Annotated in this window: 15 protein-coding genes; 12 read left to right on the plus strand and 3 right to left on the minus strand. The window is 71.2% G+C overall.

Going from position 1 to position 14,170, the window contains the following annotated elements:
- The first annotated feature begins 14 nt into the window (after positions 1 to 14).
- The 6 genes from kdpF (at position 15) to ACSHXN_RS35115 (ending at position 7,318) form a co-directional block, all read left to right on the plus strand.
- Positions 15 to 104: a K(+)-transporting ATPase subunit F gene (kdpF, locus tag ACSHXN_RS35090; protein WP_063797361.1), complete on the plus strand. Its 90-nt coding sequence runs from the start codon at positions 15 to 17 to the stop codon at positions 102 to 104.
- Positions 104 to 2,293, plus strand: coding sequence for a potassium-transporting ATPase subunit KdpB (kdpB, locus tag ACSHXN_RS35095; RefSeq protein WP_356108991.1), 2,190 nt, complete (start codon positions 104 to 106; stop codon positions 2,291 to 2,293). Before kdpF ends, kdpB begins: the two co-directional genes overlap by 1 nt.
- 2 nt (positions 2,294 to 2,295) lie before the next feature.
- Positions 2,296 to 3,198, plus strand: coding sequence for a potassium-transporting ATPase subunit C (locus ACSHXN_RS35100; RefSeq protein ID WP_355130532.1), 903 nt, complete (start codon positions 2,296 to 2,298; stop codon positions 3,196 to 3,198).
- Between the two features lies 1 nt (position 3,199).
- Positions 3,200 to 4,849: a potassium-transporting ATPase subunit KdpA gene (kdpA, locus tag ACSHXN_RS35105; RefSeq protein WP_355130530.1), complete on the plus strand. Its 1,650-nt coding sequence runs from the start codon at positions 3,200 to 3,202 to the stop codon at positions 4,847 to 4,849.
- Between the two features lie 128 nt (positions 4,850 to 4,977).
- Entirely contained in the window at positions 4,978 to 6,795 is a 1,818-nt protein-coding gene (locus ACSHXN_RS35110; protein WP_355130528.1) for an APC family permease, read from the plus strand.
- Positions 6,796 to 6,922: 127 nt separating this feature from the next.
- Complete coding sequence (locus ACSHXN_RS35115) at positions 6,923 to 7,318, plus strand: luciferase domain-containing protein (protein WP_355130526.1); 396 nt, start codon at positions 6,923 to 6,925, stop codon at positions 7,316 to 7,318.
- A 92-nt stretch (positions 7,319 to 7,410) separates the two neighbouring features.
- On the opposite strand, the gene ACSHXN_RS35120 is transcribed toward ACSHXN_RS35115, so the two are convergent.
- Positions 7,411 to 7,857 carry a PaaI family thioesterase gene (locus ACSHXN_RS35120; RefSeq protein WP_438304995.1) on the minus strand — a complete coding sequence of 149 codons (447 nt, stop codon included), beginning with the start codon at positions 7,855 to 7,857 and terminating at the stop codon, positions 7,411 to 7,413.
- 65 nt (positions 7,858 to 7,922) lie between these two features.
- On the opposite strand from ACSHXN_RS35120, the gene ACSHXN_RS35125 reads away from it, so the two are divergent.
- The 4 genes from ACSHXN_RS35125 (at position 7,923) to ACSHXN_RS35140 (ending at position 10,473) form a co-directional block, all read left to right on the plus strand.
- Positions 7,923 to 8,348, plus strand: a complete 426-nt coding sequence (locus ACSHXN_RS35125) for a MarR family winged helix-turn-helix transcriptional regulator (protein ID WP_438304997.1) — start codon at positions 7,923 to 7,925, stop codon at positions 8,346 to 8,348.
- A 202-nt stretch (positions 8,349 to 8,550) separates the two neighbouring features.
- The gene (locus tag ACSHXN_RS35130) at positions 8,551 to 9,012 is read left to right on the plus strand and encodes a TIGR03668 family PPOX class F420-dependent oxidoreductase (protein ID WP_355130520.1); all 462 of its coding nucleotides are present in this window, start codon (positions 8,551 to 8,553) and stop codon (positions 9,010 to 9,012) included.
- Positions 9,013 to 9,054: 42 nt separating this feature from the next.
- The gene (locus ACSHXN_RS35135; protein ID WP_355130518.1) at positions 9,055 to 9,480 is read left to right on the plus strand and encodes a CBS domain-containing protein; all 426 of its coding nucleotides are present in this window, start codon (positions 9,055 to 9,057) and stop codon (positions 9,478 to 9,480) included.
- Positions 9,481 to 9,654: 174 nt separating this feature from the next.
- The gene (locus ACSHXN_RS35140; RefSeq protein ID WP_356108983.1) at positions 9,655 to 10,473 is read left to right on the plus strand and encodes an SAM-dependent methyltransferase; all 819 of its coding nucleotides are present in this window, start codon (positions 9,655 to 9,657) and stop codon (positions 10,471 to 10,473) included.
- Positions 10,474 to 10,498: 25 nt separating this feature from the next.
- Here ACSHXN_RS35140 and ACSHXN_RS35145 read toward each other — a convergent pair whose 3' ends face one another.
- Positions 10,499 to 11,752 carry a hypothetical protein gene (locus tag ACSHXN_RS35145; RefSeq protein ID WP_356108980.1) on the minus strand — a complete coding sequence of 418 codons (1,254 nt, stop codon included), beginning with the start codon at positions 11,750 to 11,752 and terminating at the stop codon, positions 10,499 to 10,501.
- A 220-nt stretch (positions 11,753 to 11,972) separates the two neighbouring features.
- Between ACSHXN_RS35145 and ACSHXN_RS35150 the strand changes: the two genes are divergently transcribed.
- Complete coding sequence (locus ACSHXN_RS35150; RefSeq protein ID WP_355130512.1) at positions 11,973 to 12,461, plus strand: LNS2 domain-containing protein; 489 nt, start codon at positions 11,973 to 11,975, stop codon at positions 12,459 to 12,461.
- 18 nt (positions 12,462 to 12,479) lie between these two features.
- Here the strand turns inward: ACSHXN_RS35150 and ACSHXN_RS35155 are convergent, their stop codons facing one another.
- Complete coding sequence (locus ACSHXN_RS35155; protein ID WP_059129244.1) at positions 12,480 to 12,686, minus strand: dodecin; 207 nt, start codon at positions 12,684 to 12,686, stop codon at positions 12,480 to 12,482.
- 199 nt (positions 12,687 to 12,885) lie between these two features.
- Between ACSHXN_RS35155 and ACSHXN_RS35160 the strand changes: the two genes are divergently transcribed.
- Positions 12,886 to 14,145 carry an extracellular solute-binding protein gene (locus ACSHXN_RS35160; protein WP_355130510.1) on the plus strand — a complete coding sequence of 420 codons (1,260 nt, stop codon included), beginning with the start codon at positions 12,886 to 12,888 and terminating at the stop codon, positions 14,143 to 14,145.
- Positions 14,146 to 14,170: the final 25 nt, after the last annotated feature.

Here is a 14,170-nt window from a genome sequence, read left to right on the forward strand (position 1 = left end):
AGAGTGAGGTCCTTGTGACGGCCGAGAACGTCGTGGGGCTGATCGTCGCGATCGCCCTGCTGGCCTACCTGGTGGTGGCCCTGATCAAGCCGGAGCGCTTCTGATGGCCGCCCCCGCGCCCGTGAGGGAGAAGCCGAAGCAGAGCGTGCCGGTGAGCGCCCCGGGGCAGTCGCGCAGGGTCGGCGCCGGTCTTCTCGACCCGCAACAGCTGTGGTCGGCCCTGCCGGCCGCTCTTCGCAAGCTCAACCCGGTGGCGCTGGCCCGCAATCCCGTCATGTTCGTCACGGAGGTCGGCGCGGCCCTGACGACGGGTCTCGCCATCGTGCACACGTCGTTGTTCGGATGGCTGATCGCCGCCTGGCTGTGGCTGACCGTCCTGTTCGCGAACCTCGCCGAGGCGGTCGCCGAGAGCCGAGGGCGCGCCCAGGCCGACACCCTGCGCGGGATGCGCCGTCAGACCGTCGCCCGGCGCGTGGTGGGCGGGCAGCACGGCGCCCCCGAGGGCTCGTACCTCGAGGAGAGCGTCGGCGCCGGGGAGTTGCAGCCCGGCGACCTGGTGGTGGTCGAGGCCGGGGAACTGATCCCCGGCGACGGTGATGTCATCGAGGGTGTCGCCAGCGTCGACGAGTCGGCCATCACCGGCGAGTCCGCGCCGGTGATCCGCGAGGCGGGCGGTGACCGCTCGGCCGTCACCGGTGGTACGCGCGTGCTGTCGGACCGGATCGTCGTCCGCGTCACCCAGGAGCCGGGCGGGTCCTTCCTGGACCGGATGATCTCCCTGGTCGAGGGCGCCGACCGGCAGAAGACGCCGAACGAGCTCGCGCTCAATCTGCTGCTGGTCATGATGACGTTCGTCTTCCTGGTGGCGGTCCTCACGCTCCAGCCGATGGCCGTCTTCTCCAAGGATTTCATGGCCGCCGCGCACGACAGCCAGGCGATCACCGCCGACGGCGTCACCGGGATCGTGCTGGTCTCGCTGCTCGTCTGCCTGATCCCGACGACGATCGGCGGTCTGCTGTCCGCGATCGGCATCGCCGGCATGGACCGGCTGGTGCAGCGCAACGTGCTCGCCATGTCGGGCCGCGCGGTGGAGGCCGCAGGCGACGTCAACACCCTGCTGCTCGACAAGACCGGCACCATCACCTTCGGCAACCGGCGTGCGAGCGACCTGCTCACCGTCGACTCCGTGACGGGTCGTCGGCTCGCGGACGCCGCGGCGCTGTCCAGCCTCGCCGACGAGACGCCCGAGGGCCGCTCGATCGTCGTGTACGTGCGCGACACGTTCGGCCTGGAACCCTCCGCGCCCGTGGACGCCGCATGGGTGCCCTTCAGCGCCGGCACCCGGATGTCCGGAGTGGACCTGACCGGGGACACCTCCCGGGCCGACGGGGGACCGCGACGGCTGCGCAAGGGCGCGGCGTCGGCGGTCGCGGCGTGGGTGAAGGACAACGGCGGCGCCGTACCCGCGGCTCTGGACGTGTGCGTGCGGCAGGTGTCCGCCTCCGGCGGCACCCCGCTCGCCGTCGCAGAGCAGTCCGGGGACGGCCCGGCCCGGGTGCTCGGTGTCGTCCACCTCAAGGACGTGGTGAAGCCCGGCCTCAGGGAACGCTTCGCCGAACTGCGCCGGATGGGCATCCGCACCGTCATGGTCACCGGCGACAACCCGGTCACCGCAAAGGCCATCGCGGACGAGGCGGGCGTCGACGACTTCCTCGCCGAGGCCACGCCCGAGGACAAGCTCGCGCTCATCAAGAAGGAGCAGGCGGGCGGCCACCTGGTCGCGATGACCGGTGACGGCACCAACGACGCGCCCGCGCTCGCGCAGGCGGACGTCGGCGTGGCGATGAACACGGGCACGTCGGCCGCCAAGGAGGCCGGCAACATGGTCGACCTCGACTCCGACCCCACGAAGATCATCGACATCGTGGAGATCGGCAAGCAACTCCTCATCACCCGGGGCGCGTTGACCGCTTTCTCGATCGCCAACGACATCGCCAAGTACTTCGCGATCCTCCCGGCCATGTTCGGCGGGGTCTACCCGGCGCTCGGCGCGATCAACGTCATGCGGCTCCACTCGCCGACGTCGGCGATCCTGTCCGCGGTCGTCTTCAACGCGGTGATCATCGTCGCGCTGATCCCGCTGGCCCTGCGCGGCGTGCGCTACCGGCCCAGCAGCGCGGACTCCCTGCTCACCCGCAACCTCTGGATCTACGGCATGGGCGGGCTGATCCTGCCCTTCCTCGCGATCAAGTTCATCGACGTCGCCGTCGTCCAGTTCATCCCCGGGATCTGACCATGACCTTTCTCTCCAGGATGCCCGCCTGGGTCGGCCACCACGTGGCGGCGATCCGGGTGGTCATCGTGCTCACCCTGCTCGTGGGCCTCGCCTACCCGCTGGGCATGACCGCCATCGCCCGGATCCCGGGGCTGGACCGGAGCGCGCAGGGCTCCGTCCTCACCGGCGCCGACGGCAGGCGGGCCGGCAGCGAGCTGATCGGCCAGTCCTTCCTCGACACGCAGGGCGACCCGATCCCCTCCTACTTCCAGCCGCGGCCCTCCAACGCGGGCACCGGGTACGACGCGTCGGCCTCGGCGGCCGGCAACCTCGGCCCCGAGTCGACCGTCGACGTCCTGCCGGTGAAGGGACAGCCGGACTCCGGCAAGCAGAGCCTGCTCACCCAGGTCTGCGCCCGCAGCAAGGCGGTCGGCGAGCTGGAGCACGTGGACGGCTCCCGCCCGTACTGCACGGCCGACGGTGCCGGCGCCGTGCTCGGCGTCTTCCGCGCCGGCGGCACCACCGGCAGGGCCACCCGCGTGGTCAGCGTCAACCAGGCATGCCCCGCCGCGCCGTTCGTCACCACGTACGAGGGCGTGACGGTCGTGTGCGCCACCCCGGGGGAGGACTACGGCAAGGCCGTGGTCACCCCGGTCCGCGGTGCCGCGCCCGCCCACCCCGAGGTACCGGCCGACGCGGTCACCGCGAGTGCCAGCGGACTCGACCCCCAGATCAGCCCCGCCTACGCCGAGCTCCAGGCGCCGCGCGTCGCCCGTGAGCGCGGTATGGGCGAGGCCGCCCTGCGCAAGCTGATCGACCGGTACACCAGCGGCCGGGGACTCGGAGTCCTCGGCGCACCGGCAGTGAACGTCGTCCAGTTGAACGCGGCCCTCGACCGCACGCACCCCGTGAAGGGCGTCTGATATGTACGCCTGGCTCCAGGCCGGCCTCATCCTCGCGGTCGTCGTCGCACTGCACGTACCGCTCGGCGACTACATGGCGAAAGCCCTGGACGGCGGTCCGCACGGGCGCGTCGAACGCGGCCTGTACAAGGTGTGCGGCGTCGACCCGGACCGTGAACAGGACTGGCGTCACTACCTGTTCGCGCTGCTCGCCTTCAGCCTGATGAGCATCGCGGCGCTCTTCTCCCTGTTCACCCTCCAGGGCGAGCTGCCCTGGTCCACCGGACACCAGGGCATGCCCTGGCGGCTCGCGCTGCACACCGCGGTGAGCTTCACCACCAACACCAGTTGGCAGAACTACGCGGGCGAGTCCACCACCGGTCACCTCGCGGTGATGGCGGGCCTCGGCGTCCAGGCCTTCGCCTCGGCGGCCGTCGGCATCTGTGCCGCGCTGGCCCTCGTCCGGGGCCTGATGCGCCGGGACACCACCCAACTGGGCAACTTCTGGGTCGATCTGATCCGTACGATCTTCCGGGTCATCCTGCCTCTGTCGATCGTCTTCGGGATCGTCCTGATCGCCCTGGGCGTCCCGCAGAACCTGGGCGGCGCGCACACCGTCACCACGGTCGCGGGCGGACAGCAGACCCTGCTCGGCGGTCCCGTTGGCTCCTGGGAGCCGATCAAGCTGATGTCCGGCGACGGCGGCGGTGTCTTCAACGCCAGCAGCGCGCATCCCTTCGAGAACCCGTCGGCGTACACCAACGCCCTCGAGATCGTGCTGATGCTGCTGATCCCGACCGCCTTCATCCGCACCTACGGACGGATGATCGGTTCGCTGCGGCAGAGCTGGACGCTGCTCGCGGTCGTCGGCATCCTCTTCGGCCTGCTGCTCGCGGCCGGCAGCCTTGCACAGAGCGCCCACTCCGGCACCGTGACCGCGGCGGTCGGCGGGCAGTACGAGGGGACCGAGACCCGTGTCGGCATCCCGGGGTCCACGCTCTTCGGTGTGGCGGCCACCGGTTCGGCGGACGGCGCGGCCAACGCCGCCTACGACAGCTTCTCCAGCTTCGGCGGAGGGGTGCTGCTGTCGGCGATGATGCTCGGCGAGATCGCCCCCGGCGGCACCGGCAGCGGACTGTACGGCCTGATCATCGCGGTGATGATCGCCGTGTTCATCGGCGGCCTGATGGTCGGCCGGACGCCCGAGTACCTGCGCAAGCGGATCGGGTTCCCGGAGATGCGTTACGTCGTCCTGTACGCGCTGGTCGCGCCGACGGCCATCCTGGGCTGCTCGGCCCTCGCCGTCGCGCTGGGGCAGGGGCAGTCGTCCATGGGCAACCCGGGACCGCACGGCCTGACCGAGCTGGTGTACGCCTACACCTCCAACGTCAACAGCAACGGAAGTGCCATGGCGGGCTTCAACGGCGCCACCGACTTCCACAATCTGCTGATGAGCGCGGCCATGCTGATCGGGCGCTATGTGCCGATGGTGTTCCTGCTCGCCCTCGCCGGGCGGCTGGCCCGTCAGCAGCCCGGCGTGGTCACCGTCGGCACCCTCCAGGCCCGTGGTGTCAACTTCATCGCCCTGGCCACCGGCGCCGCCCTCATCCTGGCGCTGCTCAACTTCCTGCCGGCCCTCTCGCTCGGGCCGCTGGCGGAGGGGCTCCTCTAGTTTCCATGAACCCCGGGCGGGCCGGTGCTCCTCACCACTGGCCCGCCCGGCCGTATCGCCGGGACGCGCCCCAGGACACCGCAGAGGAGACTGTGGGGGACCGTCCGACCGGCCGTGGTGAGGTCCCGATGGCGTATGGCCTGGCACGTCGTGAGCTGAGACCGAGAGTCCCCCTGCGTCCGGGTGAGGGCGAGAAGCACCATCTGACAAGCCTGGAGGGTCTGGCCGCACTCTCCCTGGACGCGCTCAGCTCGGTGGCGTACGGACCCGAGGCGATCGTGCTGGCTCTGGTCGTGGCCGGGACCGGGGCGCTGACCGCCACGCTGCCCATCACCCTTGCGATCACGTTCCTGCTCGCGGCACTCGTGGTGTCCTACGGCCAGGTCATCGCGGTACACCCGGACGGCGGAGGGGCCTACGCCGTCGCCAAGAAGGACCTCGGACGGACCACCAGCCTGCTCGCGGCGGCGAGTCTGGTCGTCGACTACGTGCTCACCGTCGCCGTCAGCCTCGCGGCGGGGGCCGACGCCTTCGCGTCCGCGTTCCCGGCGCTCGCCGACGAAAAGCTCGCCATCTGCCTCATCGGACTCGCACTTCTCACCGCGGTGAATCTGCGCGGAGTCACCGACAGCGCCCGGGTGCTCATGCTGCCCACCGTGCTGTTCGTCGTGGCCGTCCTGGGCATCGTCGTCCTCGGTCTGGTCCGCTCCCATCCGGTGGCCGTCGTCGGCACCCATCAGTCCTTCCCGGCGCACGAGTCGCTGGGCCTGCTGCTCATCCTGAAGGCGTTCTCGTCCGGCTGTTCGGCCCTGACGGGCGTGGAGGCCATCGCCAACGCCGTACCGACCTTCCGCACCCCGCGGGTCAAACGGGCCCAGCGCACCGAACTCATGCTGGGCGCACTGCTCGGGATCATGCTCATCGGACTCGCCCTGCTCATCCGCCGCGACCATGTCGCCCCGCGCGGGAACGTGACCGTGCTCGCCCAGCTCGCCGCGGGCGCCTACGGCACCGGCTGGGCCTACTACGCCACCAATCTGATCGTCACCCTGGTCCTGCTCCTCGCGGCGAACACCAGTTTCGGCGGACTGCCCGTGCTGATGAGCCTGCTCGCCCGCGACCACCGCCTGCCCCATCTGTTCGGGCTCCGGGCCGAACGGCCGGTCTACCGCTACGGCGTGGTGGCCCTGGCCCTGCTGGCCGCCGTGCTGCTCATCGCCGTCGACGCCGACACGCACCGGCTGATCCCGCTCTTCGCGATCGGCGTCTTCATCGGCTTCACGCTCAGCCAGATCGGTCTGGTACGGCACTGGACGACGCAGCGCCCCGCCCGGTGGCTGCACCGGGCACTGATCAACGGCACCGGCGCCGTGCTGACCACGCTGGCCGGAGTCATCCTCCTCGGTACGAAGTTCCTGGAGGGCGCCTGGGTGGTCGTCATCGCGGTCCCGCTGATGATGCTGCTGTTCGCCCGTGTGGAGCGCTACTACGCGGAAGTGGGGGAGGAGCTGGGACTCGGCCGCATCCCGGATCCCCCGGACAGGTGGACCGGAAGTCTGGTGATCGTTCCGCTGGGCGAGGTCAGCAAGCTCGCCCGGCACGCCGTCAGCGCCGCCCTCGCCCTCGGCGACGAGGTGGTCGCGGTGGCCGTCCACGCGGACCCGGAGAAGACCCGCGCGCTTCAGGAGGCATGGGACCGCTGGAATCCGGGCGTACGGCTGGACGTCATCGACAGCCCGCACCGCTCCCTGGTGATGCCGATCGTCGAGTACGTGCAGCGCGTGTCCCGGGACGGACGGCAGATCGCCGTGCTGATCCCCGAGGTGGAGCCCCGTCACCGCCGCTACGAGATCCTCCAGAACCAGCGTGGCCTGCTGCTCGCCACCGTGCTGCGGGCCCGCACCGACGTAGTGGTCTGCATGCTGCCGTACCGGCTGACCGTATGAGCCCGGCTGGTGCGACCGTGCACGGTCGGCCGGGTGACCCGTCCGGTCGATCGCCGTCAACCTCACGTACCGGTTACAGAACTCTCAACCTCTGGTGTCGAGGCAGTAAGGGGACGACGATGGGGGCATGACTCCGGCCCAGCGTGCCCTCCACAGACTCGACGCCTGGCCCGACCTGTCGACAGGTCCGGCGAGTTGCGGCGTCGGGCGGGCGCTCCGCTCGCCGCACAGCGAGATCGTCCACTTCCACACCGACCACGAGGCGGACCTCCATCTCACCACCAGGGCCATCCAGCGCATCTCCGGCGACCTCGCCGGATCGACCGCCATCCGCATGGTTCCCGGATCGCGATGGGTGACCGTGCACCTCGACTGCAACGCCGACGTGGACCTGCTGTTGAGCCTGGTCAGCGTGGCGCTCCAGGCGCATCAGACGCGTCCGCCGTCCGGCGGCGCGCCCGAGGCGTGCAACTTCCGTCGGGTGACGGTGCTTCCGCGCGACCGCCAGGGCGCCTGTCGCTGAGGGGCGAACCGGCCTTCGCCCCGGCGGCATGGGCGTCCGGTCCCGCCACGGCCGAGCCGCCGTGTCCGCGGGGCCGATACGCCGTTTCGTGATCAGCCCTGCCCGGCGTCGGTCCGGTCCGCGGGTCCCGACACCGCGATCGTGCCCTGGGCGACCGCGCACAGCGTCTCCACGCCCGCTTCGTCCACGCCGAACAGATCGCACCGGCACACGACGCGGGTGCGGCCGGCCCGGACGACCTGTGCGCGGGCGCGCAGGACCGCGCCCGTGGCCGGACGCAGATAGTCGATGGTGAAGCCCGAAGTGATCACCCTGCCGCCGGCCACGCTCCCTGCCGCGAAGGTCAGCGCGTTGTCGGCCGCGAAGCCGAGGACCCCGCCGTGGACGAAGCCGTACTGCTGGCGCAGTTCCTCGCGGATGTCCATCTCCAGCGTCGCCTCACCGCCGCCGAAGGCCACCAGCCGGGCGCCGACCAACACACTGAAGGGCTGCGCCCGCAGCACCTTCCGAGCCAGTGCCAAGTCCAGGACGTCGGTCACGCATACCTCACTTCGCCAGTGAAGTGAGAATGGCGCCCGTCGCCGGCGTCTGTCAACATCGGGCCATGGCCGAGCCGGACGACCGTCTGTTCTTCCTCCTGCAGCGGGTGGCGCATCAGCTGCGCACCACCGCGGACCGGCGGCTGCTGACCGCCGCCGGGATCACGACCGCCCAGCTCGGCGCCCTGTTCGCCGTCCACGACCGGCCCGGCCTCACTCAGCAGGAACTCGCCCGGGTCCTCGGGTTGCGCGAGTCGGCGGTGACCGGGCTCGTCGGACGGCTCGCCGCGGCCGGACTGCTCTCCAAGGGCGCGCACCCGCGTGAACACCGCGCGGTGGTTCTGGAGTTGACCGAGGCGGGGAGCGGAGCACTGCGGGCTGCCCGGCCGGAGATCGACCGTTTCAACGCGGAACTGCGCACCCTGCTCGGCGCCGACGGGTTCACCAGCACGGCGGCGGCGCTGCACGATCTGGCCCACTGGCGGCCCTGAGCGCGGCGGCCGGGCATCCGCAGGTGCCGCCGGCGCGGGGGACCGGCGGCCGTGGCCGCCGCCCGCTGCTCCGGGTGCCCGCTTCCGGCAGTGGGTGAGACCGTGTAAAGGGGTCGATACCGGGTACCCGCAAGCGCCGGGAAGGACACCGGACGGGAGCGGACACGGCGCCGACGTCATCGACCCGGGAGGAGGGCCGGCAGTGCCGCGGATGGCAGAGGACGAGGCACGGCGGCGGTTCGCCGGGTCCCCGGTCGCGCGGCTGGCCACCGTCGATCCGCAGGGGCGCCCCCATCTCGTACCCGTTGTGTTCGCAGTCCACGGCGACGCCGTCGTGATGGCCGTCGACCGGAAGCCGAAGAGCTCCCGGCGGCTGAAACGGCTGCTCAACATCGCCGCCCATCCGGCCGTGTGCCTGCTGGTGGACGTGTACGACGAGGACTGGGACCGGCTGTGGTGGGTACGGGCCGACGGCGGTGCCCGCACCGTCCCGCCCGACGCCCCCGGGGACCGGGACCGCGACGAGTACCGCAGTGCCCTCGCGCTGTTGACGCGCAAGTACCCCCAGTACCGGGACTGCCCGCCGGACGGACCGGTGATCGCGGTCGCCGTCCACCGCTGGAGCGGCTGGGAAGCGGCGTCCGGCCCCCGGGCGGACGGGTGAGGGGGCCGGACGACACCGTGACAAGGATTCCGGGAGGTTTCCATGAGCAGGATGGTTCGTGACGTGATGTCCCTCGACGCGGTCGCCGTCGAACCGATGACCTCCGTGGCGAAGGCGGCCCATCTGATGCGCGACCAGGACGTCGGCGGCGTGCTGGTGAGCTACGACCGCGATCTGTTCGGGATGCTCACCGACCGGGACATCGTGGTCCGCGCCGTCGCCGAGGACCGCGATCCGCGCACCACGCGCGTGGGTTCGGTGTGCACCCGTCCTCCCGTGGTGACCCTGGCGCCCGACGACACCACCGATCACGCGGCCGAGCTGATGCGCCGCTACGCCGTGCGCAGGCTTCCCGTCGTCGAGGGCGACGGGAGCCCGGTCGGCATCGTCAGCCTGGGCGATCTGGCCGCCACGGAGGAACCCGGTTCGCCTCTCGCCGACATCGGCAGGGCGTCCCCGGACCGCTGAGCCGGGCCGCCTCCCCGGGTGGCTCTTGGTGCGTGCGCCGAGGTCGCCGACCGGTTCTGCCGAAGTCGCGGACGCCGTGATCAACAGACGGCACAATGGCGGCGAACGACGGGCACTGCGACGGCCCGTGCACCGGGGGCGGCTGCCCCGGTGGACGAAGAAGGGGAGGGCGACGTGAGCGAGCACCAGCGTCCGTCGGGGGCGGCGCCCCGGCTGAACACCGGGGTGGCACACAACGCGCGGGTGTGGAACTACTGGATCGGCGGGCGGGACAACTACGAGGTCGACCAGCAGGTCGGCGACCAGGTCGCGGGGATGTTCCCGGTGATCCGGGACGTGGCCCGCGCGGACCGTGAGTTCCTCGGGCGCGCGGTGCGGTTCCTGGTCGGCGAGTGCGGCGTACGGCAGTTCCTGGACGTGGGCACCGGGCTGCCGACGTTCGACAACACCCATGAGATAGCGCAGCGCATCGCGCCCGATTCCCGGATCGTGTACGTCGACAACGACCCCATCGTGCTCGCCCACGCCCGCTCGCTGCTGACCAGCGCGCCCGAGGGGGCGACCGACTACATCGACGCCGATGTCCACGACCCGGAGACCGTCGTGCGCGGCGCGGCGGACACCCTGGACCTGAAGCGGCCGGTCGCGGTCATGATGCTGGGCATCCTCAACTTCGTCCTCGACATGGACCGGGCCCAGGAGATCGCTCGTACCCTCATGTCGGCGGTGCCCTCCGGCAGTTACCTTGTGCTCACCCACCCCACCACCGACGCCGACCTCGGCGGCCAGGGCAACGTCGACGCCATGCGGTTCTGGAACGACAACGCGACCCCGCCGATCACCGCCCGCACCCGCGAGGAGATCTCGACCTTCCTCGACGGCCTGGAGATCCTGCCCCCGGGCCTTGTCTCGTGTGCACGATGGCGACCCGACTCCGACTCCGACTCCGCGGCCACGGTTCCGCAGTTCGGCGTGGTCGCCGTGAAGCCCTGACGGACGTCCCCGGCCGGCCGCGCGCTCACAACGGCGTGCGGCTGGCCGTCAGCAGATAGGACCCGTAGGCCAGCGAGAGCACGGCAAGGACGGTCCCGATCAGCAGCACATGTTTCGGGCGCACCCGCCAGCTGCGCGCGAAGGCGAGCGCGATCGGGAACAGCAGGGGAAACGCGGGCACCAGGAAGCGTGGTTTCGACGCGTACGGTCCGGAGCCGCCGACCGTGATCAGTACGAGCATGCCGGCGTAGACGATGAGCGCCAGCGGGGCGCGGTCGAAGCACAGCAGGCAGAACAGCACGACGGCCGCCACGACGAGCACCAGCGCCAGCGGATAGACGACACGGCCCCCGTACAGCAGCAGTGCCTTGAGGAAGCGCACCGAACCGGCGCCGAAGTCGAAGCGGGAGTCCCAGGCGTGCTGCACCTTGAAGTAGCCGTCCAGCAGATCGCCCGTGCGGTGGCCGACCCACAGCACGAAACCCGCCCAGCCCAGGGGGGCGATGGCGGTGCCGATCCACAGCGACGGTGGAACGCGTGCGCGCCGGACGACGATCTCCCGCACCGCCACGGCGGCCACCGCCGCGGCCACGGCGAACCCGGTGGGCCTGGCCAGACCCGCCAGGGCGGCGAGCGCCCCCGCCCACATCCACCGGCCGGTCATCACGGCGTACAGGGACCAGGCGGCGAGCGCGGTGAGCAGCGACTCCGTGTAGGCGATGTCGAGGACCACGGCGTGCGGCAGGGCGGCCCACACACCTACGAGCGCGGTCGCGACGGCCCGTCCGTACACATGGTGGCCGATGGCGTAGATGCCGTACGCGGCCACGACGGCGGCGCTCCACGCGACCAGCAGGGCGACGACACCCCAGGAGACGGGCAGGAGGGTGTGGACGGCGCGGATCAGCCCCGGATAGAGCGGGAAGAAGGCCCAGTCCCGTTGGACGGCACCGGTGGTGGCGAGCACGTGGACGCGGGTGCCGTAGCCGTGCTCGGCGATGTGCAGATACCAGCGGGAGTCCCACGAGGTGGCCAGGCCCTTGAGCAGCGCGTGGCGGTCGAGGCGGTTCGCCAGGGCGATCGCGCCGATGCCGGCGAGACGGACGGACAGGAACAGGGCGAGCGCGGGCGCGGCGCCGGGCAGAAGCCGTCTGCCGAAGGGGAGGCGGACGCGACGGGCGGCGCCCCCGGCGCGTTCGGGGACGGCTGTGGGTGTGGACGCGCCCACGCCGTGCCCCTGCGGCACCGACGCGCGGTCCGCAACATGAAGTTTGGCCATGATTGGGTCATATACCACCGCTGTACGAGAATCTTCCGTGAGTCGGTGCTGAACTCGGTGAATCGCGCCCGGCCGCACGGGCTGGAACGGGCGCGGGACGGGTGAACAGCGCGCAGAACACCGCCACTCCAAGGGACTCGCTCGGGAGGCGGAAGAGGTTGACACTCCGTCGGGAGCACCGATGGGGCCGCCTCCACGACGCCGTCCCTAGAGTGGGTGGGTGACGAACAGCAGCCGGCCGCTCGCCGTATTCGATCTGGACAACACCCTTGCCGACACCGCGCACCGGCAGCACTTCCTGGAGGACCGATCGCGTGACTGGGGCGCCTTCTTCGCGGCCGCGCCGCAGGATCCGCCACTGGCGGAGGGTGTCGCGCTCGCGCTGAAGAGCGCCGAGGAGTGCGAGGTCGTCTATCTCACCGGGCGGCCCGCGCGCTGCCGCAGGGACACCGTCGACTGGCTCGCCGCCCATGGACTGCCCCGGGGGCGTGTGTACATGCGGGCGGGCGGCGACTACAGGCCGGGCCGTTCCACCAAACTGGAGATCCTGCGCGAGCTGGCCCGAGGCAGGGAGATCCGCATGCTCGTCGACGACGACGAACTGGTCTGCCGGGACGCCCGACGAGCCGGTTTCCCGGTCGTGCACGCCGATTGGGCGACGCCCTCAGCCGCACTGAAGGACGCGCAGGAACGGGAGGGGCGGACCTGAGCGGGTCCGGCCACCCGGCTAGTCCAGTCGGAAGCCCACCTTGAGGCCGACCTGGTAGTGCTCGATCTGCCCGTTCTCGATGTGACCCCTGACCTGTGTGACCTCGAACCAGTCCAGATTGTGCAGGGTCTGCGAGGCGCGGTCGATGCCGTTGCGGATCGCCTGGTCGATGCCCTCCGTCGAGCTTCCGACGATCTCGGTGACCCGGTAGGTGTGGTCGGTCATGCGGGTGCTCCTCTCCGCGCGGCGGCTGTGTCGCACGTCACTCCACGGTGCCGTACGGTGCGCCGGACCGCGAGACGTGGAATCACCCCTTGACCGCGGCATTGGTCCATACCAAAATCCCGGAACACCCGTACGAGCCTCGCGCTCGCCCCCCACGTCGGGCCCCGTCCCCTGTCCGCACGACAGAACAGGAGCCACCGTGAGACGCCGTCTGCTCGCCCTCGGCTGTGTATGCGCCTGCCTTCTCACCGCCTGCGGAGTCCTGCCCGGTGGTGGCGGGCCCGAACGGCGGACCGTGACCGTGTGGCTGATGAAGGACAGCGCCTCTCCCGCGTTCCTCGAGCGCTTCACCCGGGCGTTCGAACGGACCCACGACGACCTGCGGCTCGACATCCGCATCCAGCAGTGGACCGGGATCGGCACAAAGGTGCAGTCGGCGCTCGGGCGGACCGACGGCGGCGGTCCCGACGTCATCGAGGTGGGCAACACCCAGGTCGCCCAGTACGTCGACGGCGGCGGGCTGCTCGATCTGACGTTGGAGTCGATGCGCGACTGGGGCATGGACCAGTGGCTGCCCGGCCTCGCCCAGCCGGGCAGGTTCGGCGGACACCAGTACGGCATCCCCTGGTACGCGGCCAACCGCGTGGTGATCTACCGCAAGGACCTCTTCGCCCGGGCCGGCATCACCGAGCCGCCCAAGACCCGCGAACAGTGGCTCGCCGACACCGCGAAGCTCGACTCCCGGGCCACCCAGGGCATCTACCTGCCCGGCCAGGACTGGTACACGCTCTCCGGGTTCATCTGGGACGAGGGCGGCGACCTCGCCGAACAGACCTCGGCGGGCAGATGGGAGGGCACACTGCAGACGCCCGCCGCGCTGCGCGGAATGGCGTTCTACCGGCGGCTCCAGGCCCTCGGTTCCGGGCCCGTCGACGCCGACGAGGAACACCCCCCACAGGCCGGGGTCTTCGCCGAGGGGCAGGTCGCGCAGATCGTGGCGGTACCGGGGCTCGCGCAGGCCATCACGGAGAAGAACCCCGAGCTGGACGGGAAGTTGGGGTTCTTCTCCGTCCCGGGCAGGACGGCGGCCCGTCCCGGGGCGGTCTTCACCGGCGGGTCCGACCTGGTCGTGCCCAAGAACACCGGCGACCGTCCCGGCGCGACCGCGGTCGTCGCCGCACTCGCGGGCACCACCTGGCAGACCGATCTGGCCCGCACCATGAACTACGTGCCCAACAAGACCACCCTCGCCAGGGCGGTTGCCGACGAGGAGGGCGCCGCGGCGATGGCGGCGGGCGCCGCACGGGGCCGGGCGACGCCCGCCGCTCCGGCCTGGGCGGCCGTCGAGGCGGACAACCCCATCAAGACCTATATGACCGAGGTGCTCGAAGGCGCGGACCCGGCCACCGCGGCGGCCCGTGCCTCGCGCAGTATCACCCGGGCACTGGCCGACGGCTGACAGCGGGCCCCGCCAGGGTGCCCGC

Source organism: Streptomyces sp. HUAS TT11 (genome assembly GCF_051553595.1).
In the GTDB taxonomy this organism is placed as follows: Bacteria; Actinomycetota; Actinomycetes; order Streptomycetales; family Streptomycetaceae; genus Streptomyces.

Excerpts from the sequence above, each read along its gene's own strand:
- ACSHXN_RS35135 (WP_355130518.1), top strand. The coding sequence starts at position 9,055 with ATGAGCAGGATGGTTCGTGACGTGATGTCCCTCGACGCGGTCGCCGTC.
- ACSHXN_RS35125 (WP_438304997.1), top strand. The coding sequence starts at position 7,923 with ATGGCCGAGCCGGACGACCGTCTGTTCTTCCTCCTGCAGCGGGTGGCG.
- ACSHXN_RS35110 (WP_355130528.1), top strand. The coding sequence starts at position 4,978 with ATGGCGTATGGCCTGGCACGTCGTGAGCTGAGACCGAGAGTCCCCCTG.
- ACSHXN_RS35155 (WP_059129244.1), bottom strand. The coding sequence starts at position 12,686 with ATGACCGACCACACCTACCGGGTCACCGAGATCGTCGGAAGCTCGACG.
- ACSHXN_RS35100 (WP_355130532.1), top strand. The coding sequence starts at position 2,296 with ATGACCTTTCTCTCCAGGATGCCCGCCTGGGTCGGCCACCACGTGGCG.
- ACSHXN_RS35145 (WP_356108980.1), bottom strand. The coding sequence starts at position 11,752 with ATGGCCAAACTTCATGTTGCGGACCGCGCGTCGGTGCCGCAGGGGCAC.
- kdpA (WP_355130530.1), top strand. The coding sequence starts at position 3,200 with ATGTACGCCTGGCTCCAGGCCGGCCTCATCCTCGCGGTCGTCGTCGCA.
- kdpB (WP_356108991.1), top strand. The coding sequence starts at position 104 with ATGGCCGCCCCCGCGCCCGTGAGGGAGAAGCCGAAGCAGAGCGTGCCG.
- ACSHXN_RS35115 (WP_355130526.1), top strand. The coding sequence starts at position 6,923 with ATGACTCCGGCCCAGCGTGCCCTCCACAGACTCGACGCCTGGCCCGAC.